Raw genomic sequence first — 24465 nt, 5'->3', positions numbered from 1 at the left:
GGCGTCGACGGGGGTGGGTCAGCGCGAGTAGTACTCGACGACGAGCTGGACGTCGCAGGTCACGGGGACCTCGGGGCGGGCCGGGCGACGCTTGAGCTCGAAGCGCAGCTTCTCGAGCTGGACGTCGAGGTACGGCGGGAGCTCGGGCAGCACGTCGCGGTGCGCACCGGCGGCGGCCACCTGGAACGGCGTCATCGTCTGCGAGCGCGGCTTGACCTGGACGACCGAGCCGGGCTGCACGCGGAAGGAGGGGCGGTCGACGATCTTGCCGTCGACGAGGATGTGGCGGTGCACGACGGCCTGGCGGGCCTGGGCGGTGGTGCGGGCGAAGCCGGCACGCAGGACCAGGGCGTCGAGACGCATCTCGAGCAGCTCGACGAGCGACTCACCGGTCATGCCGGGCTCGCGGCGGGCCTCCTCGAAGACGCGCGCCATCTGCGCCTCGCGGATGCCGTACTGGGCGCGCAGACGCTGCTTCTCCTTGAGCCGGACCGAGTAGTCCGAGTCCTGGCGGCGGCGCGCACGGCCGTGCTCACCGGGGCCGTAGGGGCGCTTGTCGAAGTACTTCTGGGCCTTGGGGGTCAGGGCGACGCCGAGGGCGCGCGAGAGGCGCACCTGACGGCGGGTACGGCTGGGAGCCATGCGGTTTCCTTACTCGTGTCACGACCGGACGACGCTGCGCCGCCGGCGTGGGGTCGACCTGTGGTGGCCGGCGGTGCCGGCGGTGGCCAGGACCCCAGGAGTGCCCGCACCGGTGGGCGCTGGGCAACCCCGGCAGGATATCAGCGCCCCTCGCGCAGGATCGAGCGGATCGCGTCCAGGCGGGATGTGATCTCCCGCTCGTGGCCGTGCGTGGTCGGCGCGTAGTAGCGGCTGCCGGCCAGCTCCTCGGGCAGGTACGTCTGGGCGAGGATCCCGCGCGGATCGTCGTGGGGGTAGCGGTAGCCGACCCCGTGGCCGACGCCCTTCGCGCCGGCGTAGTGGGCGTCGCGCAGGTGGTGCGGGACCTGGCCGGCGCGGCCCTGGCGCACGTCGGCGAGCGCGGCGTCGATACCGGAGATGACGGCGTTGGACTTGGGCGCGGTGGCGATGTGGACGACGGCCTGGGCGAGCGGGATGCGGCCCTCGGGCATGCCGATCATCTGCACCGCCTGGGCCGCCGCGACGGCCGTGGTCAGCGCCGTCGGGTCGGCCATGCCGACGTCCTCGGCCGCGTGCACGATGATCCGCCGGGCGATGAACCTCGGGTCCTCCCCCGCCGCGATCATCCGGGCCAGGTAGTGCAGGGCGGCGTCGACGTCGGATCCGCGCATCGACTTGATGAACGCCGAGACGACGTCGTAGTGCTGGTCACCCTCCCGGTCGTAGACCACGGCGGCGACGTCGATCCCCGCCTCGACGTGGGCCACCGCGACGGTCTCGGCCCCGGCCTCCTCGGCGGCGGCGGCCGCGGCCTCGAGGATGGTCAGCGCCTTGCGGGCGTCGGGGCCGGCCAGGCGCACGAGGACGGTGGCCGCGTCGTCGTCGAGGGTGAGCGAGCCGCCCAGGCCGCGCTCGTCGACGAGCGCGCGGTCGACGAGGGCGCGCACGGACTCCGCGGTGAGCGGGCGCAGGGTGAGCAGCAGCGATCGGGACAGCAGCGGGGCGTTGACCGAGAAGCTGGGGTTCTCGGTGGTGGCGGCCACGAGGGTGACCCAGCGGTTCTCCACCGCGGGGAGCAGGGCGTCCTGCTGGGTGGTGGTGAAGCGGTGCACCTCGTCGACGAACAGGACGGTCTCGCGCCCGGAGGTGACGAGGTCCCGGCGGGCGGACTCCACGACCGAGCGGACGTCCTTGACGCCGGCGGTCACCGCGGAGAGCTCGACGAAGCGCCGGCCCGAGGCGCGCGCGACGAGGTAGGCGATCGTCGTCTTGCCGGTGCCCGGCGGGCCCCACAGGACGACCGACGCCGGCGCGGTGCGGCGACCGGACTCGGCCGGCTCGAGCAGGCGGCGCAGCGGCTGGCCGGGGGCGAGCAGGTGCTCCTGGCCGAGGACCTCCTCCGGCCCGGCCGGGCGCATGCGCACGGCCAGCGGCGCCGTCGCGGGGACGAGGGGGGTGCCGTCGTCCGACGTCGAGGCCGAGGTGAACAGGTCCACCGCCCCAGCCTACGTACGCCCACCGACCGCCAGGAGCGGGTGGGGCCGGCGGTGGATGCGGGGGTGGCGGGTGATGGGGGGTGGGATCATGTGCGACGTGTTCCGCGCACTGGGCCGACTGGTCACCACCTTCCCGAGGGCCGTCGTCCTCACCTGGATCCTCGTCGTCGCGCTCGCCGGGACCTGGGCGCTGACCGGGTTCGGCGGCGGCGGGCTGTTCGACCGGATGGCCGCCGGCGACGAGCCGGTCGTCGAGGGCTCGGAGTCGACGATCGCGAGCCGCGCCCTCGACGACAGCTCCACCGAGGCCGACACGGTGACGATGGTGGTCACCGGCATCGACCTCGCGGACCCTCAGGCCCAGGCCGCGGTCGTCGAGGTCCTCGACCCGCTCACCGCCGCGCTGGCCGCCACCGACGGCGTGTCCCGGGCCGTCTCGCCCGCCGCCTTCCCCGCCGGCCCCGCGGACGAGCAGGCGGCACCGTTCCTCTCGACCGCCGGCGACGGCGTCGCGGTCGTCGCCAGCATCGACCACGACGCCGACGTCGAGGCCACCCACGACGCCGTCACCGAGACGATGACCGCCGCCGACCTCGGCCCGCTCGGACCGGACGCGCAGGCGTACCTCACCTCCACCCAGCACGTCGTCGACGCGATCAACCTGCAGATCCAGTCGGACCTCATCAAGGGCGAGGCGATCGGGCTGCCGGTCGCGCTGCTCATCATGGTCGTCGTCTTCGGCGGATTCCTCGCCGCCTCGATGCCGGTGATCGGCGCGCTCGCCTCCATCGTCACCGCCATGGCGGTCCTGCTCGCCCTCACCTACGCGATGGACATCCAGTCCTTCGTCCTCAACGTCGTCACCGTCCTCGGCCTCGGGCTGTCCATCGACTACGGGCTGCTCGTCGTCTCCCGCTTCCGCGAGGAGGTCGGCCGGCTCGGCGAGTCCGCGGCTGCCCCTGCCCTCCCCCGCCGCGACCCGCGCCTGCTCGCCGCGGTGGCGCGGTCGGTCGAGACCGCCGGACGCACCGTCTTCTTCTCCGCCGTGACGGTGGCGATCTCGGTGGCCGGCCTGCTCCTTATGCGGCCCGACATCCTCACCACCATCTCGGCCGGCGCGGTCGGCGCCGTCCTGCTCGCCGTCGCCGCCTCGATCACGCTCATCCCGGCGATCCTCACCCTGCTCGGGCACCGCCTCACCCGCGGCTCGGCCCTCGAACGGGTACCCGGCCTGCGCGTCCTCGCCCGCGCGTTCGGGGACACCGGCTCCGACGAGGGTGCCTTCTCCCGGCTCGCACGATTCGTCCACCGCCACCCCTGGGCGGTGCTGCTCGCCGTCGTCGCCCTGCTCGGCTCGCTGCTCGTCCCGCTGTCGCAGATGACGCTGCGCTCGACGTCGGTGGAGATGGTCCCGGCGGACACCGACACGGGTCGGGCGCTGGCGATCATCGCCGAGGACTACCCCGGTCTCGGTTTCGCCGACGTCTACACGGTGGCCGACGCGGCGCCCGAGGAGATGGCGGGCTGGGTCGAGCAGGTCTCCGCGATCGACGGCGTCGAGACCGTCGGCAGCCCGAGCCCGCTCGAGGACGGCCGCTCGCTGGTGACGATCGCGCTCGAGACCGACGACCCGGGCGACGCGACCGGCGTGGCGGTCACCGAGGCCGTCCGCGACGTCGACGCAGGTTTCGAGACCGCCACCGGCGGCGTCGCCGGCGCGCAGATCGACTTCACCGACGCCCTCGTCGACGGTCTGCCCCTGACCGCGGGCGTCGTCGTGCTCGCGGTGTTCGTCCTGCTCTTCCTCATGACCGGTTCGCTGCTCGTCCCGGTCAAGGCGCTGCTCATCAACGTCCTGTCCATCGCGGCCTCGCTGGGGCTGACCAGCTGGCTGTTCACCACGGAGACCGGGTCGGGGCTCATCGGCCTCTCCGAGCCGCACGCCGGTCTGGAGACCTACGTGGTGGCGATCATCGTGGCCTTCGGGTTCGGGCTGGCCATGGACTACGAGGTCTTCCTGCTCGCGCGGATCAAGGAGTACTGGGACGCCACCGGGGACAACGACCTCGCCGTCGAGCGCGGCCTGCAGCGATCGGGGCGGATCATCACCTCGGCGGCGGCGATCATCATCGCCGTCTTCCTCGGCTTCGCGCTCGGTGAGATCGACGCGATCCAGCAGGTCGGCCTGGGCCTGGCGCTCATCGTCCTCATCGACGCCACGCTCGTGCGGCTCCTGCTCGTCCCGGCGACGATGACCCTGCTGGGCCGGTGGAACTGGTGGGCGCCGGCGCCGCTGCGGCGCCTCCACGCGCGATTCGCGATCGAGCACTGAGATGGGTCTCTTCCTCGACCTCTCCCCGCTGCGCGACTCGGTGCCCTACCGGCACCTGTGGATCGGCCAGCTCGCCTCCGCGGTGGGCGCCCAGCTGGCCACGACGGCGATCGCCCTGCAGCTCTACGCCCTCACCGGCTCGTCGATGTCGGTGGGTCTGGTGGGCCTGTTCGCGCTCGTCCCGATCGTCGTGGTCGGTCTGTACGGGGGCGCGGTCGTCGACGTCATGGACCGCCGCACCGTCGCCCTGGCCGGGGGCGTGCTGCTGTGGGTGACCGGAGGGCTCAACGTCCTCCAGGCGGCCGTCGGGAACACCGAGACCTGGGTGCTCTACGGCCTGGTGGCGCTGCACTCGACCGGCTTCGCCATCGTCTCCCCCGCCCGCTCGGCGATCTATCCCCGGCTGCTGCCCCGCGAGCAGCTGGCGGCGGCGAACGCGCTCAACGCCGTGGTGATGTCCGGCTCGATGCTCGTGGGTCCGCTGCTGGCCGGATTCATGGTCGAGCACGTGGGCTACACGGCCACCTACGCCGTCGACGCCGTGCTCTACACGGTGGCGATGTGGGGCATGTGGACCCTGCCGCCGGTGCCGCCCGAGGGCACGGTGCCCGGGGTGCGTCCGCGACCGCCGGGGGTGCGCTCGGTGCTCGACGGGCTGCGTTTCCTCACCACCGCGCCGAACGTGCGGATGACCTTCCTGTCCGACTTCTGCGCCATGATCCTGGCCAACCCGCGCGCGCTCCTGCCGGCGGTGGCCATCGTCTGGCTCGGCGGCACCGAGGCCACCACGGGCGTGCTCTCCGCCGGCCTGGCCGTCGGTGCCTTGCTGGCCATGCTGCTCTCGGGGCCGCTGGCACGGGTGCGCCGGCAGGGGGTCGGCACGGTGGCCGCGGTCGGCAGCTACGGGGTGTGGGTGGCGGTGTTCGGCGTGGTGGTGCTCGCCTCCGACGTGCTCGGCACCGGGCTCGCTCTCGTGCTGGCCTGCGCGGCGCTGGCCTGCGCCGGGGCGAGCGACGCGGCGGCGATGATGTTCCGCACGACCATCCTCCAGGCCGCGACGCCGGACCACCTGCGCGGACGCCTGCAGGGGATCTTCATCGTGGTCGTCGCCGGCGGGCCACGGCTCGGGGAGTTCCTGCTCGGCTCGCTGGCCACCGTCGTCGGCGAGGGGTGGGCGGCGGCGATCGCCGGCGCGGCCTGCGTGGTGGCCCTGGCCGGCGTCACCGCCGCCCAGCGGCGCTTCCTCGGCTACGACGCGCAGGACCCGCGGCCGTGAGCGTCTACCGCAGGAACAGCGACCTCAGGCGGGCGGTCGTCAGCCACAGGCCGCCGGCGACCATCGCCACGAAGTAGGACAGGTGCCCGAGGGTGGCCCAGTCGACGTGCCCCACGGACAGGTGGCGCATCATCTCCACCCCGTGCCACAGCGGCAGCGCCTGGATGAACCAGCGGACCGCCTCGGGGTAGACCTCGATCGGGTAGAGCGTGGCGGAGAGCAGGAACATCGGCAGCATGACGAACCCGATGACGTCCATCTGCTGGAAGGACGTCATGAAGCTGGTGACCCCCATGCCGATCGCGGCGAAACCGAAGGCGACGAGCACGGCGGCGGGGACCATGAGCAGCGCCCACCAGCTCGTCACCAGGCCCATGATCCCCATGACCCCGAGGAAGCCGCAGGCGTAGAGGAAGCCGCGCAGCAGGGCCATGAGGATCTCGCCGAGCGCGACGTCGAGCGGCCCGAGGCTGGTCTGCAGCATCGCCTGGTAGAGCTTGGCGTGGCGGAGCTTGAAGAAGACGTTGAAGGTCGAGTCGTAGATGGCCCCGTTCATCGCCGAGGTCGCCAGCAGGGCGGGGGCGATGTAGGCCGCGTACGTCACGGGCTCGCCGCCGGGGCCGGTCACCTCCCCGACGAGCCCGCCCATCCCGATGCCCATGGCCAGCAGGTAGAGGACCGGTTCGAAGAACCCGGACACGAGGATGATCCAGTTCTGGGCGAGCACCACGGAGAAGCCGCGCTCGAGCACCGCGGCCACGTTGCCCGCCCACACCGAGCGCACCTTGGCGCGCAGCGGGAGCCGGCCCGCGGCGGGGGCTGCGCCGTCGTCGTGCGCGGTCATGAGCTGAGCCTGCGCGTGTAGGAGCGCCGCGACCACACCAGCCCGGCCACGGTGAGGGTGAGGAGGAACAGCACGTGCACCACGAGGAGCCAGGGCGCGACGTCGGCGCCGTAGGAGGCGACCCGGGCGAGCTGGCTGCCGTGCCACACGGGCGAGACCCAGCCGATCCACTGGAGGTAGACCGGCATGGCCGTCAGCGGGAAGAAGGTGCCGGCGAAGAGGAACATCGGCATGACGACGAAACGCTGGATCGCCGAGAACTGGAAGCCCTCCTCCGTCAGGGTCGAGGCGTAGGCCTGCACGGGCGCCCCGAAGGCGGCCGCGGTGAGCACGCCGACCGGCACGGTGAGGATCGAGGCGGGCGAGGAGGTCGCCCCGAAGGCGAGCATGATGAGCCAGAACACGAGGCACTGGGCGGTGAAGCGCAGCATGACGCCGAGGAAGTGCCCGTGCGCGATCTGGCCGGGGCTCAGCGCGGTCGCGGCCGGGGCGTAGTACAGGCGCTGCCACTTGAACCCGCCCATGACGGGGTAGGTCATCTCCCCGGTCACCGACATCACTACGGTGGACACGAGGATCGCGGGCGCGACGTAGGTGAGGTAGTCCACGCCGTCGACGGTCCCGGCGCCCTGCCCGACGAGCGTGCCCAGCCCGATCCCCATCGCCACCATGTACAGCATCGGCTGGCCGACGGCGTACAGCAGCGCCGAGAACGCGTAGTAGCGGAACCCCCGGAACCACGCCTCGACCTCGTACCACCAACCCCGGCGCCGCGCGCGGGCGGCCATGGCGAGGTGGCGGGCGTCAGCCCCGGTGCTCGTGGTGGCGGGGTCGAGGTCGGTGGGGTCCATGGTGCGGATGTGCTCGGTCGACCCGGTGCGAGCCGCCCCGTCGTGCTCAGTCAATGAGGCTCCGCCCGGTCAGCCGGAGGAACACGTCCTCCAGCGAGGAGCGGCGCACGAGCGAGGTGACCGGGTGCAGTCCCCGACGGGCGACCTCCTCGAGGACCGACTCGCCGTCGTCGGCGTAGAGCAGGACGCGGTCCGGCAGCACCTCGGTGCGCGCCGCCATGTCCGCGAGCTCGGCGACGACCTCGGCGTTGCGGGCCGAGCCGAAGCGCAGCTCGACGACCTCGCGGGTGGAGTAGCGGCGGATGAGGTCCCGCGGCGAGCCCTCGGCCATGATCCGCCCGTGGTCGACGACGACGAGGCGGTCGCACAGCTGCTCGGCCTCGTCCATGAAATGGGTGGTCACCACCAGGGTGGTGCCGCCCTCCTTGAGGCGGAAGAGCCGGTCCCACAGGATGTGCCGCGCCTGCGGGTCCAGGCCGGTGGTGGGCTCGTCGAGCAGGAGGATCTTCGGGTCGTTGACGAGGCCGCGGGCGATCGTCAGGCGCCGTTTCATGCCGCCGGACAGGGCCTGGACCTTGGCCCGCGCCTTGTCGGTGAGCTGGGCGAACTCGAGCAGGTCGTCGGCCTTGACGAGCAGCTCGGAGCGGGACATGCCGAAGTACCGGCCGTACATGATGAGGTTCTCCCTCACGCGGAGCTCCTCGTCGAGGTTGTCCTGCTGGGGGACGACGCCGAGGTGGGCCCGGACCTCGGGTCCCTGCCGGGCGGGGTCCATGCCGAGGACGGAGAGGTGGCCGCCGGTGCGGTCGAGGGTGCCGCCGATCATCCGCATCGTGGTGGACTTCCCGGCGCCGTTGGGGCCGAGCAGCCCGAAGCTCTCCCCCGGTGCGACCTCGAGGTCGATGCCGTCGACGGCGACGAAGTCGCCATAGGTCTTGCGCAGCGACCGGGCGTGGATGACGGGTGGCACCGGTGGATCGTAGGTCAGGCATCGCCGAGGTGCCGTACTCATTCCTCACGACGTGCGCCGGGTCACGTCCGGGGCCGTGACCTGGGAGGAGGCCGTGCGGGGTCGCTACCCGACCTCGGTGGCTGCGATCGCGTTGGCCCGGTCGAGGGCCGCTCGGGAGGAGGCGACGAGATCAAGGTCGACGCCGGCGTCGAGGCGCAGCTCGAGCGATCGGCGGAAGGCCGCCACGGCATCGACCGGTCGTCCCGCGGCGAGCAGTGCCTTGCCCAGGTGCTGGGAGATCGCGGCCTCGCGGCCCGTCCCCCGTGTCTCGTCGAGCAGCTCCCGGCAGGTGGTCACAGCCTCCTCGGCGTGCCCCAGGTCGCGCACGACGTCCGCGAGCAGCGCACGGTGGCGGACCCTCGGAGCTCGGCGCACGAGGTCCCGCGCGAGCGGCTCGGCCGCCCCGGGCCTGCCCGACCACAGCGCGACGAGAAGATCGAGCGCCGGGTCCTCAGGGTTGGCCGCGCGGAACGCCCCTTCGCCCTCGAGGACGGGCTGCAGCGTGCCGGCGTCGATCGACCAGCCCGGTCCGCCGGGGATGCGACCCGCAGTGCCGGGCGAGCTCACTCGAAGCGGCTGACGTCGCCGGCGCCGACCCGCGCCACGCGCACCTCGCCCTCGGACAGGTCGAGGACGGTCGTCGGCTCGGTGGAGGTCACGGGCGAGTCGATGACGGCGTCGAGGAGGTGACCGAGCTCGTCGAGGACGACCCAGCCCTCCGACATCGGCTCCTCGGCCTCGGGGAGGATGAGGGTCGAGGACAGGATCGGCTCCCCCAGCTCCTGGACCAGGGCGAGGGCCACCGGGTGGTCGGGCATGCGCACGCCGACGGTGAGCTTCTTGGGGTGCACCATCATCCGCGGCACCTCCTTGGTGGCCTGGAGGATGAAGGTGTACGGCCCCGGGGTGAGCGACTTGATGAGCCGGAAGTCGGAGTTGTCGACGATGACCACCGAGCCCAGCTGGGCGAAGTCGTGGCACACGAGCGTGAAGTGGTGCTTCTTGTCCAGGCGGCGGATCTGCGTGATCCGCTCGATCGCCTCCTTGTTGCCCGGGGTGGCACCCAGCGCGTAGCCGGAGTCGGTCGGGTAGGCGATGAGCCCGCCGGAGCGCAGCACGTCCACGGCCTGGCTGACCAGTCGCGGCTGCGGGTCGTCGGGGTGGATGTCGAGGTGGCGGGTCATCGCCTCATCCTGCCACCGGCGGCCTCATCCGCGATGGAGTGAGAGGAAGTCTCGTAGCCAGCCGTCGACCGCGCGCATCGTGGCCACGTCGACCTGTCCGATGTTCCCGACCAGTCGGTCTCGGGTGATCGTGCGTGGCTGTTCAGTCATGGCGAAGGTGGGGCGCGAGAGCGCGAGCTCTGGTCCGCACAGTCGGACGTGGTTCGGCCACCCCCGGTCGTTGGTCGTCGCCGGGACGATGATGGCCAGAGTGTCGGCCTGCGCGAGGTAGAGGTCGCTCGCCACGACGAGCACCGGACGGCGACCCGCCTGCTCGCGTCCGCGCACAGGGTCGAGATCCGCCCACAGCAGCTCGCCGCGGCGGATCTCATCCATCGTGGGTGCCGCCGCCGAGGGCGAGGTCCCACGTTCGGAACTCGTCCCAGTAGGTGACGTCGGCTCCGCGGAAGGACCGCCCGAATGCCTCCATCCGGCGGCGGCGCTCCTCAGCGTCGAGCAGTTCCTCGATGAGGCCCGCCGCCGTGACGCCGCGCTCCTGGGCATCACGGTTGATGCGATCACGCAGCTCGTTGCTCACCTTGATCGTCGTCGCCATGATCCAATGATACGGTGAGGTATACCAAGTGGGCTACCACCTGACTCTTGAGATCCGGCCGACTGCCGCAACCCCACGATCTACCGCATCCGACTACGCGTCCGCGCTGATGTTCTCCACCTGCATGACCAGCTCGAAGCCCAGCGACTCGTACAGGCGGCGCGGTCCGTCGACGTCGGTCCACGTGCCCAGCTGCACCGCCTGCGCGCCGGAGCCGAGCTCGCGACGCACGATCGCGCTCGTCACCGCTGCGCCGATGCCGCGGCCACGGTGTTCGGGCAGCGTGCCGAGCCCGGACAGGACGGCGACCTCTCCCCCGCCGAGCATGGGTGCGCGGTTGCAGGCCATGACGGCGAGCCAGCGTCCGTCCTCGGCGTACCCGGTCCAGGCGAGCTCGCCCCGGTGGGCCAGCGCCCACGTGTCGGGGTAGGCCCGGCCGAGCACGTCGGGGACGACCTCGGACGCCTCCGCATCGGTCAGCGCACGGACGTGGTCCTCGCCTCCGCGGCGCGGCGGAGGCTCGGTGGTGACGAGCAGGTCCCACGCCCGGCCGGCGGCCATCCGTCCCCAGTCCGGGCCGTTCTCACCCGCGCCGGCCCCGTCCGCGCTCTCACCCGCTCGACGGCGGAGCGCAGCCAGGGTGCCCAGCGGCGCCTGCACGGAGCTCACCCCGGTGACGGGATGGGCCAGCAGGAGGTCGACGATCTCGCCGACGTCGCCGGAGGCGAGCAGGCGCAGCCCCTGACCGCGCGGGTCCGGGCCGACCCCGATGCCCGCCCGGGGCGACTCCGCGAGCGGCTCCGCTCCGAACCGGGCCGCCTGGGCGCGGTAGAAGAGATCGCCGGCGAGGAAGCCGGTGCCGACCGCCGTCATCCGGCAGTGCCGGCCCCGGCCGGTGCGTCTGCGCCGGCCTGCTCGACCTCGCCCTCCTCCTCGGGCTCGGCGTCGACACCGGCCTCGGCACGCTGGCCGTCCGTGATTGGCGCGGGCGCACCGGTCAGCGGGTCGTAGCCTCCGCCGGTCTTGGGGAAGGCGATGACCTCGCGAATCGAGTCCACCCCGTGCAGGAGCGCGACGATCCGGTCCCAGCCGAACGCGATGCCGCCGTGCGGGGGCGCGCCGAACTGGAAGGCGTCCAGGAGGAAGCCGAACTTCTCCTGCGCCTCGGCCTCGCCGATGCCCATGACGTCGAAGACCCGGCTCTGCACGTCGCGGCGGTGGATACGGATCGAGCCGCCGCCGATCTCGTTGCCGTTGCAGACGATGTCGTACGCGTACGCCAGCGCCTCGCCGGGGTCCTCCTCGAAGCGGTCGATCCACTCCGGGGTCGGGGACGTGAACGCGTGGTGCACCGCCGTCCAGCGTCCGTCGCCGACGGCGACGTCGCCCTCGTCCAGGGCCTCGGCGACCGGCTTGAACAGCGGCGCGTCGACGATCCAGACGAAGGCCCAGGCGTCCTCGTCGATGAGCCCCGTGCGTCGGGCGATCTCACCGCGGGCCGCGCCGAGCAGGGCGCGCGAGGAGCTCGCCTCGCCGGCCGCGAAGAACACGCAGTCCCCCGGCTGCGCGCCGACCGCCTCGGCCAGGCCCGCCCGCTCCGTCTCGGAGATGTTCTTGGCGACCGGGCCGCCAAGGGTGCCGTCCTCGGCGACGGTGACATAGGCCAGGCCCTTGGCGCCGCGCTGCTTGGCCCAGTCCTGCCACGCGTCGAAGGTGCGGCGCGGCTGGCTCGCCCCGCCGGGCATGACGACGGCACCGACGTAGGGCGACTGGAACACGCGGAACGGGGTCTCGGCGAAGAAGTCCTTCAGCTCGGTGATCTCGACACCGAACCGCAGGTCGGGCTTGTCCGACCCGTAGCGACGCATCGCCTCCGCGTAGGTCATCCGGGCGATCGGGCGCGGGACCTGCACGTCGATGAGCGCCCACAGCTCGGCGAGGATCTCCTCGGCCACGGCGATGACGTCGTCCTGGTCGACGAAGCTCATCTCGACGTCGAGCTGGGTGAACTCCGGCTGGCGGTCGGCGCGGAAGTCCTCGTCGCGGTAGCAGCGGGCGATCTGGTAGTACCGCTCGAGCCCGCCGACCATGAGGAGCTGCTTGAACAGCTGCGGCGACTGGGGCAGCGCGTACCAGGAGCCCGGGGCCAGGCGCGCGGGGACGATGAAGTCGCGCGCACCCTCGGGGGTGGAGCGGGTGAGCGTGGGCGTCTCGACCTCGACGAAGTCCTGGGCGTCGAGCACGCGGCGGGCGGCCTGGTTGACCTTGGCCCGCAGCCGCATCGCCGAGGCGGGCCCGGAGCGGCGCAGGTCGAGGTAGCGGTGCCTGAGGCGGGCCTCCTCGCCGACGACGCCGGAGTCCCCGGCGTTGTCGGAGACCTGGAACGGCAGCGGGGCGGAGGTGTTGAGGACCGTCAGCTCGGCGGCGATGACCTCGATCTCGCCGGTGGCCAGCTCGGGGTTGGCGTTGCCCTCGGGCCGCACCGACACCTCGCCGGTGACCTGCACGACGTACTCGCTGCGCAGCTCGTGGGCCACGTCCTCGTCGCGGACGACGACCTGGGCGATGCCCGAGGCGTCACGCAGGTCGAGGAAGGCCACGCCGCCGTGGTCCCGGCGACGATCGACCCAGCCGGCCAGGGTCACGGTGGTGCCGGCGTCGGCGGAGGTGAGCGATCCTGCGGGGCGCGTGCGGAGCACGAAGGGGTCCTTCCGTCGGGGTGCACCCCGCGAGACGGGCGGGGCCAGGGTCGATGGTACGACTCACGCGCAACGGAGTTGTCCGCGCGCCCGGGGCGGGCGACGATGCGCGGGTGACCTCACCGGCGGACGACCTCGCGGAGCAGACCGACGCAAGGACGATCCGCCTGCTGCTCGTCGTCTCGATCGCCCTCATCACGTTCGTCGCCTTCGAGGCCCTGGCGGTCGCCACCGCCATGCCGACGGTCTCCCGCGCGCTCGACGGCGGACAGCTCTACGCGCTCGCCTACGGCATCACGCTGGCCACCCAGGTCGCGACGACGACCGCGGCCGGCCGCTGGTGCGACGCCGGCGGGACGCGCACCGCCCTCGTCACCGGCATCGTCACCTTCATCGCCGGGCTCACGCTCGCGGGGCTGGCCCCCGACATGTGGCTCCTCGTCCTCGGCCGGGCCGTGCAGGGCGTCGGCGGGGCGCTCGTCATCGTCCCGCTGTACGTGCTCGTGGGGACCGTCGTGCCGGCCAAGCGCCGACCGGGTTTCTTCGCCGCGTTCTCCGCGGCGTGGGTGGTGCCCTCGCTCGTCGGCCCGCTGCTGGCGGGCTTCCTCGCGGACCACGTCTCCTGGCGCTGGGTGTTCCTCGGCATCGCCGCCGTCGCGGTCCCTGCCCTGTTCCTCGTCCTTGCGGTGCTGGCCCGGCTGCGCCGCGACGAGGCACCGACGCGCGGGCAGGTCGCGCCCCCCGGGGAGCCGATCGAGCCGGTCCCGGCGGCCACCACCGGCGCACCCGTCCCGCCCACCACCACGCGGCCGGCCGCCGGGCGAGCCGGGCGAGCCGGAGGTGCCGCGATCCTCGTCGGCATCGGGGGCGGGCTCGGCGCGGTACTCCTGCAGTCGGCGGGATCGGCGCCGGGCGAGGCGGTCGGGCTCACCACGAGCGACTGGGTGCTGCTGGGTGTCGGCGCCCTCGTGCTGGCCGTGACGCTGCCCCGGCTCCTCCCCGGTGGCGCGCTGCGGCTGCGCCCGCGCGTGCCCGCACTCGTCTCGGGCCGCGCGCTCCTCAACGGCTCCTACGTCAGCGTCCAGGTCTACCTCGTGCTGCTCCTGCAGGAGCAGCACGACTGGGGCGCCATGCCGGCCGGCAGCGTGCTCACCGTCGGTTCGCTGTCCTGGGGAGCGGCCTCCGTGGTCGCGGCCCGGGTGCGCACGGAGGCGACGCGGGCGCGGCTGCCCTGGATCGGGGCGTCGATGCTGGCGGCCGGCATCGCCCTCGCGCTACCCACGTCCTGGCCCGTCGTGCCCGCCTGGCTGACGATCGTCGCGTGGGTCGTCGCCGGCGGCGGGATCGGGCTCGCCATGTCCTCCTCGTCGGTGCTGGCGCTGGGCTGGACCCCGCGGGCCCGCCAGGGCGAGGTGAGCGCCCACCTCCAGATCGCCGACGCCCTCGGCCCCGCGGTGCTCGTCGCGCTGACCGGCGTGGCGGTCGCCGTCGCCCCGCCCGGTCCCTCGGGCGCCCTCCCCTACCTCGCCGCGCTCGGGATCGGGCTCGTGCTGGCCGGGCTCTCCGCCGTCGCCTACTTCCTCTCCCAGGGCGATCGTTCGACCCTCGGCGGAGCCGACGACTGACGGGACCCGGGCGAACCCGTGTAACGGTTCTCACCGGGACCTCACCCGCCACGAGCGGCCCCGCGCGAGTAGGTTGGGACACCGAGCGCGCCATCCATGGCCGTGCACGCCCCTCCTGGCTCCAGCGCACAAGGCGCGGACGCATCCCGGGCACTGTGCGGCATGCGCCCCGTCCTGGGCGCCCCGCTCGCCGCACCCCGAGGAGACACGTGTCCGACCACGCCCACGACCCCATCGAGCCCGCCGACAGCACCGGCAGCGACGCCCCAGCGGGCGCCGACGCACACGCCCCCGCCACCTTCTCGACCCTGGGCCTCCCGGTCGACCTGCTGCGCGCCGTCGAGGACCTCGGCTTCGTCGCCCCCACCGAGGTGCAGGCGCAGACGATCCCCGTCCTGCTCTCGGGCCGCGACGTCGTCGGCGTCGCCCAGACCGGCACCGGCAAGACGGCCGCTTTCGGCTTGCCGCTGCTGGCCGCCGTCGACGCCTCGCTGCGCCAGGTCCAGGCCGTCGTGCTCGCCCCGACCCGCGAGCTCGCTGTCCAGGTGGCCGACGCCGTCGAGAGCTTCGCCCACCGGATGCCGGGCCTGAAGGTCCTGCCGATCTACGGCGGCTCCTCCTACACCCCGCAGCTGCGTGGCCTCAAGGACGGCGCGCAGGTCGTCGTCGGGACGCCGGGCCGGGTCATCGACCACATCGAGCGCGGCTCGCTCGACCTCACCCACGTCCGCTTCCTCGTCCTGGACGAGGCCGACGAGATGCTGCGGATGGGCTTCGCCGAGGAGGTCGAGTCGATCGCCTCGCACGTGCCGACCGACCGCCGCACGGCGCTGTTCTCGGCGACCATGCCCGCGGCGATCCGCCGCGTGGCCGCCACCCACATGTCCGATCCCGTCCACGTCTCGGTCACTCCCCCGGCGAGCACGGTGGCGAACATCGAGCAGACCTACGCCGTCGTGCCCTTCAAGCACAAGACCGGCGCCCTGGCCCGCATCCTCGCCGTCTCCGACGCCGACGCGGCCATCGTCTTCGTCCGCACCAAGGCGCAGGTCGAGGAGGTCGCCATCGACCTGCAGGGTCGCGGCATCCACGCCGCCGCCCTGTCCGGCGACGTCCCGCAGAAGGAGCGCGAGCGGATCGTCGAGCGCCTCCGCGAGGGCACCCTCGACGTGCTCGTCGCCACCGACGTCGCGGCCCGCGGTCTCGACGTCGAGCGGGTCGGCCTCGTCGTCAACTACGACGTGCCGCGCGAGACCGACTCCTACGTGCACCGCATCGGGCGCACCGGCCGCGCCGGGCGTACGGGGCGGGCGCTCACGTTCCTCACCCCCCGCGAGCGGGGCCGTCTCGGCCAGATCGAGCGGGCCACGAACGCCACGCTGACCGAGGCCGTCATCCCGACCCCGGCCGACGTCTCCGCGCACCGGACGAAGAAGATCTTGCTGCGCACCTCCGAGCGGCACGACGCCGGTCGGCTCGACATGTACCGCCGGCTGCTGGCGGAGGCCATGGGCGTGACCGCGCCCGCCGACCCGGCCGAGGTCGCCGCGACGCTGCTCGCGCTCGCCGTCGGCGACGAGGGCCCGCGCCCGCGGGCCGAGCAGGAGCCCGACCAGCTGGCGCTGCCCGCCCGCAAGGAGCGCGACCGTTCCTGGAAGGACGACCGGCCCGCCTCCTCCGGCCGCGGGCGCGTGCGTCGCGAGGAGCAGGTCGACGAGCATGGCGAGTTCATCAGCGCCCGCTTCGAGGAGGGCCGCGAGCCGCGCGGCAAGGTCGCCCGGCGCCCGCGCGGCGGGGACGGGGTGACCTACCGGGTCGACGTCGGCCACCGCGACGGCGTGCGGCCGGCCGCCATCGTCGGGGCCCTGACCGGAGAGTCCTCGCTGCGCGGCGGCGACATCGGCAAGATCGACATCCTCCCGAGCTTCTCGCTCGTCGAGGTCACCGCCGATCTCGACTCCCGCTCGAAGGAGAAGCTCGCCCGCGCCGTCATCGGCGGTCGGCGCCTCAACCTCCGCGAGGACACCGGTCCCCGCGGCGGCAAGGGCGGCGGCCGGGACCGTGGTCGCGACGAGCGTCGCCCCTCCTCCCCCTCGCGCCCGCGCCGGCCGAGGTACTGAGCCGGCCCGCTGTCGGCGCGGTCATCCGGCCGGACGGCACCCTCGCGGGCGCTACCGCAGCGCCGCGACGGCGGCGCGGAACGACTCGTACTGCTCGAGGTGGGCGTCCAGCGGGACGGTGACGTCCTCGCGCACCCGCTCCGCGACGACCGTGCGCAGCCGCCTGCGGACCTGCCGAGCCCGCCGGCGCGCCCCCACCCGGGCCAGCTGGGCGCCGATCAACCAGATGAGGAGCCCGGCGAGGACCCCGCCGAGCAGCAGCAGCGTCGGGATCGGCCAGCCGCGCCACTCGAGCGTGTCCGGCGCCGGCACCTGCAGGTAGCCCATGACCGCCAGAGCGGCGAGCCACAGTCCGCCGACCAGCGCGGCGGCGATGAGCAGCCACTGCAGCACACCGAGGACCCGCCACCAGGCCGGCCGGCGGCCCTGACCGAGGTCGACGGCGCCGATCTCGGGATCCACCCGCTCGAGGAGCCCCGGCACGCGGGACTCGACGTCGTCCGCCACGTCCGCGCGCCATGCCTGCGGCACGTGGGCGGCGCGCGCCTCGACGTGACGCCGGACCGCACCGGTGAGCGAGGCGACCTGCGCGGGACCGGCCGGGGGCAGGGACGTCGCTCGGGCCGGACCGCCGCGCTCGCCCAGGTGCAGGCGCCGCAGCGGGTCGGGACGCAGACGCGCCACCCAACGCACGGGCGGCCAGCCCACGTGCCGCCCCGCGCCGCGGCGGTAGGCGGCGCCGGCCGCGCGGGTGACGACCGGGACGCCCGCGGCGTCGGTGGCGGCCTCGACGACCTGCCGCTCGTCGGCCTTCCTCCCCGTCACCTTGCCGGTGCGGTCCAGGTCCGCGGCGGCGGCCAGCTCGTCGGCGACGGTCGCGACGTCGGCCCGCAGCCTCGCGTGCGCGGCGACGTGGGAGGCGGCCTGGTCGGCGATCGCCCCGCGCAGCTCGGGCACGCCCTCGCCGGTGCGGGCGGAGGTGAGCAGCACCGGGACGGCGCCCAGTCCGTCATCCGCGAGCAGCCGCTCGAGATCGGCCACGACCGCCTCCCGCGAGCCTGCCGCCAGGGTGTCTGCCTGGTTGAGGACGACGAGGGTGACGTCGGCGTGCCGGGCCATGGGCGCGAGGAAGTCCCGGTGGACGACGGCGTCGGCGTACTTCTGCGGGTCGAGCACCCAGACGAGGACGTCGACGCGCTCCGCGAGCTGGGTGGCAAGCTCCCGGTGGGCGGCGGCCGTGGAGTCGATGTCGGGCAGGTCGAGCAGGACCAGGCCCGTGGTGCGTTCGTCGCCCGGCACGGGGGTGCGTTCGGCGACCTCGAGCCAGTCCAACAGTGCGGAGGTCGCCTGCGGACCGTCCGGCCCCGCAGGGAAGGTGACCGCGTGGGGTCGCTGCGTCGTCGGGCGGGTGGGTGCGACACGCACGAGGGGTGCGCCGGCGAGGGCGTTGACCAGGGAGGACTTGCCCGAGCCGGTCGCGCCCAGGAGGGCGGCGACGGTGGTGCCCGGCGCGAGGGTGTCCCGCTCCCCCGCGCGTGCCAGGACCGCCCGGGCGCGGTCGAGCACGTCGCCGGGGAGGTGATCCTCGGCGGCCTCGACGGCGGTGCGCAGGTGGGTGAGGTCGCCGGCGAGGTCCCCGCCCTTGGCCGTCCGGCGTCGGCGGCTCATCGGCCGTTCTCCGCGCGGCGCGCCTCGGCGACGGCGCGCGCGGCCACGTCGAGCCGCTCGCCGAGGTCGTGGTCCACGCCGAGCGCGCCGAGCTGGTCGGTGAAGCCCCGGGCACCCTCCGCCAGCAGCGCGCGGGTGCGGCGCGCCAGGTCCTCGCGGGCGCGCTGGGCCATGCGGCGGACCTCGTCGTCGCCGAAGACCGCCTCGAGGATCTTCTGGGCGACGACGACGGTGCCACCGCCGACGGCGACCTCGGCGCCGGTGGGGATGAACGCCGTCGAGGCGAAGACGGCCACCATGAGGGCCGCGCCGAGGACGTTGACGCCGAAGGACAGCGCCCGGGCGGTCTGGCGCCGCTCGGCCCCCTCCTCGCGCACGAGGTCGAGCAGCGAGGACTGCCAGGCGCGGACCTCGGCGGCGGCCCGTTCGCGCACGGCCGCCTCGTCGGGGCGTGCGGCGGCGGCCGCGGCGACCAGGGGGCGGGCGGCCGGCTCGCGCAGCCAGGCGCGCTCGGCCTCGGCGGAGGCTCGCAGCACCTCCTCGGCGAGGACGGACATCATGCCGGTCTCGATCGCCTCGGTCACCGGCTCGGCCGGTGCCCCCTTCCCGGTGAAGGTGGCGACGATGCGGTCCCGGATCCGACCGACCCGGGACTCGATGGCGCGCATGATCTCGCCGGTGCCGACGAGCTCCTGCCAACGGGCGAGCACCTCACCGCGGAGCATGGAGCCGTCGCCGGCTGCCGTCAGGGCGCGCTCCTCGGCGGCGGCGTAGGCGGTCTCGACGTCCTCGCGCAGGCGGCCCACGACTCCGGACTGCTCGCGGGCGCCGTCGGCGATGGTGGCGGTGCGGGCGACGATGTCGTCGACGGCGCCCCCCAGGGTGGCTCGGGCGACGGCGGCGCGGGAGGTGGCGTCGGTGGCGATGCCGCCGAGCCAGGCACGCAGCGGGGCGACGTCCATGTCCGGCAGCAGGCCGCCGTCGGGGATGGGCACCTCGGCGACCGTGAACAGGGGCGCGCGGCCCAGGCCGCCGGCCGCCAGGCGGGCCGCGAGGTCGTGGCGGACCTGGCCGGACACGCCGTGCGGGACCCGGTTGAGGACGACGGCGACGACGATGCGCCGCGCGGCGGCCTCGGCGAGCAGGTCCCACGGGACGGCGTCGGCGTAGCGGGCGGCGGTGGTGACGAAGACCCACAGGTCGGCCGCGGCGAGCAGCTCGGTGGCCAGGCGCCGGTTCTCCGCCACGACGGAGTCGATGTCGGGCGCGTCGAGGACGGCCAGGCCCGGGGGGACCCGGTCCGAGGCGCGCAGCTCGAGCTCGCCGTGGGTGCCCTCGCCGGCGGGCGTGGGCACGGCGTCGGCGGACACCCGCACGCGGGCGAGCCCGGGCAGGACGCGTGCGGTGGCGAACCACTCCTCGTCGGCGGGGTGATGGACGAGCAGGGGCCGGCGGGTGGTGGGGCGGATCGCCGAGGAGGTCGTCACGGGCGCCCCGAGCAGGGCGTTGACGAGCGTGGACTTGCCCGCTCCGGTCGACCCGCCGACGACAGCCAGCAGCGGCGCCTCGATGCGGGAGTAGCGGGGCACGACGTAGTCGTCGAGCTGCTGGGTCACGCGCTCGGCCTGGCCGCGTGCCTCGGCCGCCACGGGCGTGTCCAGCGGGTAGGTGACCTCGCCGAGGACGCCCCGCAGGTCGGTGAGAGCGGCGAGGACCCGCCGGGCCGCCGCGCCCGTGCCCGAGGGCAGGCTCACGGGCGCGCCTCGTCGGTGGCCGCGGTCGTGGCCGTGACGGCGGGCCACCGGTCGGCGGCCGGGGGCTCCCAGGTGGCGGGGTCGGCCGGGACCTGGTCGCCGGAGCGGATGTCCTTGACCTCGTGGCCGTCCTCGCCGACGAACCAGACGAAGGGGATGGAGCGGCGGTCGGCGTGCCGGATCTGCTTGCCGAACTTCGCCGCGCTCGGGGCGACCTCCACGGGGATGTCGCGGGCCCGCAGGGCCGCGGCGACGTCGTCGGAGGCCGTGCGGCGCTCCTCGTCCGCGACCGCGACGAGCACGGCGGTGGGCACCGGGCGCGAGGCGCGCACGAGGTCCGCGCCGAGGATGCGCGCCACGAGGCGGGAGACGCCGATCGACAGGCCCGCGCCGGGGAAGGTGCGGGCGCCGGCGGTGGCCAGGGTGTCGTAGCGGCCGCCGGAGCAGATCGAGCCGAGGTCCTCGTGGCCGAGCAGCGTGGTCTCGTAGACGGTGCCCGTGTAGTAGTCGAGGCCCCGGGCGATGGACAGGTCGCCGGCGACGGCGCCCGGCCGGCGGCGCTCGGCGGCGGAGAGCACGGCGAGCAGCGAGTCGAGGCCCTCGTCGAGGAGCTCGCCGCGCACCCCGAGGGAGCGGACGGCCTCGGCGACCTCGGTGGCGCTGCCGCGCACGGCGGCCAGGGCGAGGGCCTGCTCGGCCTGTCCCGGCGTCGCGCCGGCCTCGCTCATCAGCAGCTCCGTGACGGCCGCGTGCCCGATCTTGTCGAGCTTGTCGATGTTGCGCAGTACGGCCTCGACGTCGGTCAGACCGATGGCCTGGTAGAAGCCCTGGGAGAGCTTGCGGTTGTTGACCCGGACGAGGGCGGGCGGGACGGGCAGGGCGGCGAGAGCCTCGGCCATGACGAGCGCGAGCTCGGCCTCGTGGTGCTCGGCCAGCGCGCCGTCGCCGACGATGTCGACATCGGCCTGGGTGAACTCGCGGAAGCGGCCGTCCTGGGGACGCTCCCCGCGCCACACCTTCTGGATCTGGTAGCGACGGAAGGGGAAGACGAGGTCGCCGGCGTGCTCGACGACCCACCGGGCGAAGGGCACGGTGAGGTCGAAGTGCAGCCCAAGGCGTCGGTCGGCGTCGGTGGCGGCGTCCTCGTCGGCCTGGAGGCGGCTGAGGACGTAGATCTCCTTGGAGGTCTCGCCCTTGCTGAGGAGCTGTTCGACGGGCTCGACGGCGCGCGTCTCGATGGGCGCGAACCCGTGCAGCTCGAAGGTGTGCCGCAGCGTGTCCAGGACGTGGTTCTCGACGATGCGACCGTCGGGGAGCCACTCGGGGAAGCCGGACAGCGAGGGGGTACGAGCCATGCCTGCGATTCTTCCATCGAACGGGCGAGGGACCTCGTCCGGAGCGACGTGTCGGGGCGTGCCGAACGCCTCAGCGGAGGGGCCCGCGGCGGGCGCGACGGGTGGTGCGGGCGCCCGGTGGGTCAGAGGAAGGGGTTGGTGGCGATCTCCCGCGCCATCGTCGTGACCGGTCCGTGCCCGGGCAGCAGGACGGCGCGCGGGTCGATGACCTGGGCCAGGGTGCGCAGGGTCTCGTCCATGGCCTGCGGGTCCCCGCCGGGCAGGTCGGTGCGGCCGACGGAGCCGGCGAAGAGGACGTCGCCGGTGAGCAGCAGCAGGTGCGGCGGCTCCGACGGCGGCAGGGCGAGGTGCCCGGGCTCCCCCGGCGCGCCGGTGTCGAGCTCGAAGGCCTGGAGCAGGAGGACGGTGGAGCCGGCCGTGTGCCCCGGCGCGGGGACGGCGCGGATCGCCAGGCCCGGCAGCACCTCCGCACCGCCGCCGGTGAGCAGCTCGCCGGGCAGGGCTGCGTCGCGCCCGGGCCGGCGCCAGGGCGTGCCGGTGAGGAGGGGGAACTGGGCGCCGAGCAGGGGGCCGACGTGCGCCGGCCCGGCGGGGTCGTCGAGCCGCGGCAGGTCGGGCGTGGCCAGCTGGAGGGCGAGGTCCTCGGGGTCGGCGAGCGCGGCTGCGTCCCACACGTGGTCGGGGTGGCCGTGGGTGGCGATGACCGCGCCCACCGTGAGGTCGAGGGCGGTCAGCACCGGCGTGAGGAGGTCGGCCGCGCCGCCGCCCGGGTCGACCACGAGACAGGGGCCGGACCGGGCGGGGGCGAGGACGTAGGTGTTGACGTCGAGGGCGGGCGCGACCACCCGGCGCAGCAGCATGGGACCACGGTAGATGGACGCCGGTGACAAATGGTCGGTGTGCGTCCCCGGGGCGAACTACGCTGTCCTGGTCCCCTGCCGCGCCGGGGACCCGCGCACCAGGTCGGTGCTGCGGTGACGACGACGCCCGCGAGCGGGCCTCGGCATGGAGTGAGCGACGTGAGCGAGAAGCCCTACAGCGACGAGAACGCCCCCGCGGAGCCGCACGGCACCGACGAGTCGGCGCAGTCAACGCCCGACGTCGGCGGTCCCGCCGGCGACGCCGCCCCGGCGACGACCGGTGCCGCACCGGCGGAGGAGGTTGCCGCCGCGCCCGTGCCCACTCCCGCACCGGAGGCTCCTGCACCTGAGCCGGATGTCGCTCCCGAGGCGGCAGCCGAGCCGGCGGCCGACGAGGCAACTGCTGAGACAGCGACCGCAGCCGAGGCGGTTACGGCCGAGGCTGCCCCGGAGCCGAAGTCGGCAACCGAGGCGACTGCGCCTGAGGCCGAGACTCCCGTCGCCCCCGAGGCCGCCCCGGAGCCCGCGACGGCCGCCGCTCCCGAGGCTCCTGCTGCTCCCGAGGCCCCTGCTGCCCCCGAGGCTACGGCCGACACGCCCGCCGCTTCGAAGGCTGGGGCCGAGGCAGCGCCCGAGGCGGCGCCGCAGCCCGAGGCACCTGCAGCTCCTGAGACGGCCGCGGAGGCTGCTGCGCCCGTCGAGGCTGAGAAGCCCGCAGCCCCGGCTCCTGCCCCCACGCCCGCACCGGCGCCGGTCCCTGCTCCCCCGACCCCGGGGAACGTCCCGACCCCGAAGGCGATGCCGGCCAAGCCGGCCGTCGCTCCGACGGCGACGGCACCGGCGGCCCCCGTCGCCCCGCAGCCGGCCCTCGACCCCGCTCTGGCGGCGGCCGCGGCGGCCTTCGGACGCGTGGACGAGGAGGGCACGGTCTTCGTCAAGGACGGCGACACGGAGCGGATCGTCGGGCAGTTCCCCGACGGCACCGAGGAGGAGGCGCTGGGCATGTACGTGCGCCGGTACCTCGACCTCGCCGCGCAGGTCGCCCTGCTCGAGACCCGCATCGGGCACATCACGCCCAAGGAGGCCGGGCAGACGCACCGCAAGCTGACCGAGCAGCTGACCGAGCCGGCCGCCGTCGGCGACCTGCCCGCCCTGCGGGAGCGCCTGACCGCGGTGGAGTCCGTCATCGAGGTCGAGCGGGAGAAGGCGCGCGTCGAGCGCGCCGAGGCCAAGGCCGCGGCCCTCGTCGAGCGCACCGCGCTCATCGAGCGTGCCGAGAAGATCGCCGCGCAGAACCCGGCCAACACTCGCTGGAAGGCCTCCGGCGAGGAGATGCGCGGCCTGCTGGAGAGCTGGAAGGCCGCGCAGCGCAAGGGTCCGCGCCTCGACAAGCCCGACGAGGACGGGCTGTGGAAGCGCTTCTCCGCCGCGCGCACGCAGTTCGACAAGCAGCGCAAGGCCTTCTTCCACCAGCTCGACGCGAACCAGGAGGAGGTCCGTCGCGCCAAGGAGAAGCTCATCACCCGCGCGGAGGAGCTCTCCGGCTCCACCGACTGGGGTCCGACCTCGGGCGCCTATCGCGACCTCATGGACCAGTGGAAGGCCGCGGGCCGGGCGTCGAAGAAGGTCGACGACGAGCTGTGGCACCGCTTCCGCACCGCCCAGCAGCGCTTCTTCGACAACCGCACGGCCGCGAACGCGGCGATCGACCAGGAGTACGCGGGCAACCTCGAGGTCAAGCTCGAGATCCTCGAGAAGGCCGAGGCGCTGCTTCCGATCACCGACGTCGAGGCGGCGAAGTCCGCCCTGCGCCCCCTGCAGGACCGCTGGGAGGAGGCGGGCAAGGTCCCGCGCGCCGACATCCAGCGCGTCGAGGGCCGCATGCGCGCGGTGGAGAAGGCGCTGCGCGACGCCGAGGCCGAGCGGTGGAACCGGTCCGACCCGGAGAAGAAGGCCCGCGCCGACGGCATGCTCGCCCAGCTCGAGGACGCGATCGCCGGCCTCGAGTCCGACCTCGCCAAGGCGCAGGCCGGCGGGGACGCCAAGAAGATCGCCGCCGCGCAGGAGGCGCTCGACGCGCGTCGGTCCTGGTTCGAGCAGATCCGCAGCGCCAGCGACCGCTGACCTCGGCCCACAGGCCCACCGCGCGCGG

Annotated in this window: 20 protein-coding genes; 5 read left to right on the top strand and 15 right to left on the bottom strand. The window is 74.2% G+C overall.

Features of this window, described 5'->3' with window-relative positions; genetic code table 11:
• Window positions 1-18: 18 nt before the first annotated feature.
• Both rpsD and AC3D3D_RS01075 read right to left on the bottom strand, forming a co-directional pair.
• Window positions 19-642, bottom strand: a complete 624-nt coding sequence (gene rpsD / locus AC3D3D_RS01080) for a 30S ribosomal protein S4 (RefSeq protein ID WP_463661428.1) — start codon at window positions 640-642, stop codon at window positions 19-21.
• 140 nt (window positions 643-782) lie between these two features.
• Window positions 783-2138, bottom strand: coding sequence for a replication-associated recombination protein A (locus tag AC3D3D_RS01075; protein WP_463661429.1), 1356 nt, complete (start codon window positions 2136-2138; stop codon window positions 783-785).
• 88 nt (window positions 2139-2226) lie between these two features.
• On the opposite strand from AC3D3D_RS01075, the gene AC3D3D_RS01070 reads away from it, so the two are divergent.
• A complete protein-coding gene (locus tag AC3D3D_RS01070; RefSeq protein ID WP_463661430.1) occupies window positions 2227-4470 on the top strand; it encodes an MMPL family transporter in 2244 nt (747 codons plus the stop codon).
• 1 nt (window position 4471) lies between these two features.
• Window positions 4472-5746, top strand: a complete 1275-nt coding sequence (locus tag AC3D3D_RS01065) for an MFS transporter (protein ID WP_463661431.1) — start codon at window positions 4472-4474, stop codon at window positions 5744-5746.
• A 4-nt stretch (window positions 5747-5750) separates the two neighbouring features.
• Here the strand turns inward: AC3D3D_RS01065 and AC3D3D_RS01060 are convergent, their stop codons facing one another.
• From AC3D3D_RS01060 to aspS, 9 genes are all read right to left on the bottom strand, one after another.
• Complete coding sequence (locus tag AC3D3D_RS01060; RefSeq protein WP_463661432.1) at window positions 5751-6590, bottom strand: ABC transporter permease; 840 nt, start codon at window positions 6588-6590, stop codon at window positions 5751-5753.
• Window positions 6587-7495, bottom strand: coding sequence for an ABC transporter permease (locus AC3D3D_RS01055; RefSeq protein WP_463661433.1), 909 nt, complete (start codon window positions 7493-7495; stop codon window positions 6587-6589). Before AC3D3D_RS01055 ends, AC3D3D_RS01060 begins: the two co-directional genes overlap by 4 nt.
• Window positions 7488-8453 (bottom strand): ABC transporter ATP-binding protein, encoded by a 966-nt coding sequence (locus AC3D3D_RS01050; RefSeq protein ID WP_463661434.1) that lies wholly within the window; start codon window positions 8451-8453, stop codon window positions 7488-7490. Before AC3D3D_RS01050 ends, AC3D3D_RS01055 begins: the two co-directional genes overlap by 8 nt.
• Window positions 8454-8516: 63 nt before the next feature.
• Window positions 8517-9020 (bottom strand): hypothetical protein, encoded by a 504-nt coding sequence (locus tag AC3D3D_RS01045; protein ID WP_463661435.1) that lies wholly within the window; start codon window positions 9018-9020, stop codon window positions 8517-8519.
• Window positions 9017-9637 (bottom strand): L-threonylcarbamoyladenylate synthase, encoded by a 621-nt coding sequence (locus AC3D3D_RS01040; RefSeq protein ID WP_463661436.1) that lies wholly within the window; start codon window positions 9635-9637, stop codon window positions 9017-9019. Before AC3D3D_RS01040 ends, AC3D3D_RS01045 begins: the two co-directional genes overlap by 4 nt.
• A 24-nt stretch (window positions 9638-9661) precedes the next feature.
• Window positions 9662-10012, bottom strand: coding sequence for a type II toxin-antitoxin system PemK/MazF family toxin (locus tag AC3D3D_RS01035; protein ID WP_463661437.1), 351 nt, complete (start codon window positions 10010-10012; stop codon window positions 9662-9664).
• A complete protein-coding gene (locus AC3D3D_RS01030; protein ID WP_463661438.1) occupies window positions 10005-10232 on the bottom strand; it encodes a ribbon-helix-helix protein in 228 nt (75 codons plus the stop codon). The genes AC3D3D_RS01035 and AC3D3D_RS01030 overlap by 8 nt, the downstream gene beginning before the upstream one ends.
• Window positions 10233-10325: 93 nt before the next feature.
• On the bottom strand, window positions 10326-11105 hold the full coding sequence (locus AC3D3D_RS01025; protein ID WP_463661439.1) for a GNAT family N-acetyltransferase: 780 nt from the start codon (window positions 11103-11105) through the stop codon (window positions 10326-10328).
• Complete coding sequence (aspS, locus tag AC3D3D_RS01020; RefSeq protein WP_463661440.1) at window positions 11102-12931, bottom strand: aspartate--tRNA ligase; 1830 nt, start codon at window positions 12929-12931, stop codon at window positions 11102-11104. The genes AC3D3D_RS01025 and aspS overlap by 4 nt, the downstream gene beginning before the upstream one ends.
• A gap of 113 nt (window positions 12932-13044) precedes the next feature.
• Here aspS and AC3D3D_RS01015 point away from each other — a divergent pair, with 113 nt between their 5' ends.
• Window positions 13045-14556: an MFS transporter gene (locus tag AC3D3D_RS01015; protein WP_463661441.1), complete on the top strand. Its 1512-nt coding sequence runs from the start codon at window positions 13045-13047 to the stop codon at window positions 14554-14556.
• 209 nt (window positions 14557-14765) lie between these two features.
• Window positions 14766-16676 (top strand): DEAD/DEAH box helicase, encoded by a 1911-nt coding sequence (locus AC3D3D_RS01010; protein WP_463661442.1) that lies wholly within the window; start codon window positions 14766-14768, stop codon window positions 16674-16676.
• Window positions 16677-16727: 51 nt separating this feature from the next.
• Here AC3D3D_RS01010 and AC3D3D_RS01005 read toward each other — a convergent pair whose 3' ends face one another.
• The 4 genes from AC3D3D_RS01005 to AC3D3D_RS00990 form a co-directional block, all read right to left on the bottom strand.
• Window positions 16728-18344, bottom strand: a complete 1617-nt coding sequence (locus AC3D3D_RS01005; protein WP_463661443.1) for a GTPase — start codon at window positions 18342-18344, stop codon at window positions 16728-16730.
• Complete coding sequence (locus tag AC3D3D_RS01000; protein WP_463661444.1) at window positions 18341-20098, bottom strand: dynamin family protein; 1758 nt, start codon at window positions 20096-20098, stop codon at window positions 18341-18343. Before AC3D3D_RS01000 ends, AC3D3D_RS01005 begins: the two co-directional genes overlap by 4 nt.
• A complete protein-coding gene (gene hisS / locus AC3D3D_RS00995; RefSeq protein ID WP_463661445.1) occupies window positions 20095-21453 on the bottom strand; it encodes a histidine--tRNA ligase in 1359 nt (452 codons plus the stop codon). The genes AC3D3D_RS01000 and hisS overlap by 4 nt, the downstream gene beginning before the upstream one ends.
• Window positions 21454-21575: 122 nt before the next feature.
• The gene (locus AC3D3D_RS00990) at window positions 21576-22313 is read right to left on the bottom strand and encodes an MBL fold metallo-hydrolase (protein ID WP_463661446.1); all 738 of its coding nucleotides are present in this window, start codon (window positions 22311-22313) and stop codon (window positions 21576-21578) included.
• A gap of 159 nt (window positions 22314-22472) precedes the next feature.
• On the opposite strand from AC3D3D_RS00990, the gene AC3D3D_RS00985 reads away from it, so the two are divergent.
• On the top strand, window positions 22473-24437 hold the full coding sequence (locus AC3D3D_RS00985) for a DUF349 domain-containing protein (RefSeq protein WP_463661447.1): 1965 nt from the start codon (window positions 22473-22475) through the stop codon (window positions 24435-24437).
• Window positions 24438-24465 lie beyond the last annotated feature (28 nt).

Source organism: Georgenia sp. X1117, assembly GCF_057784635.1.
The sequence above is the reverse complement of the archived record's forward strand: the minus strand, read 5'-3'. Positions and strand labels throughout refer to the sequence as shown.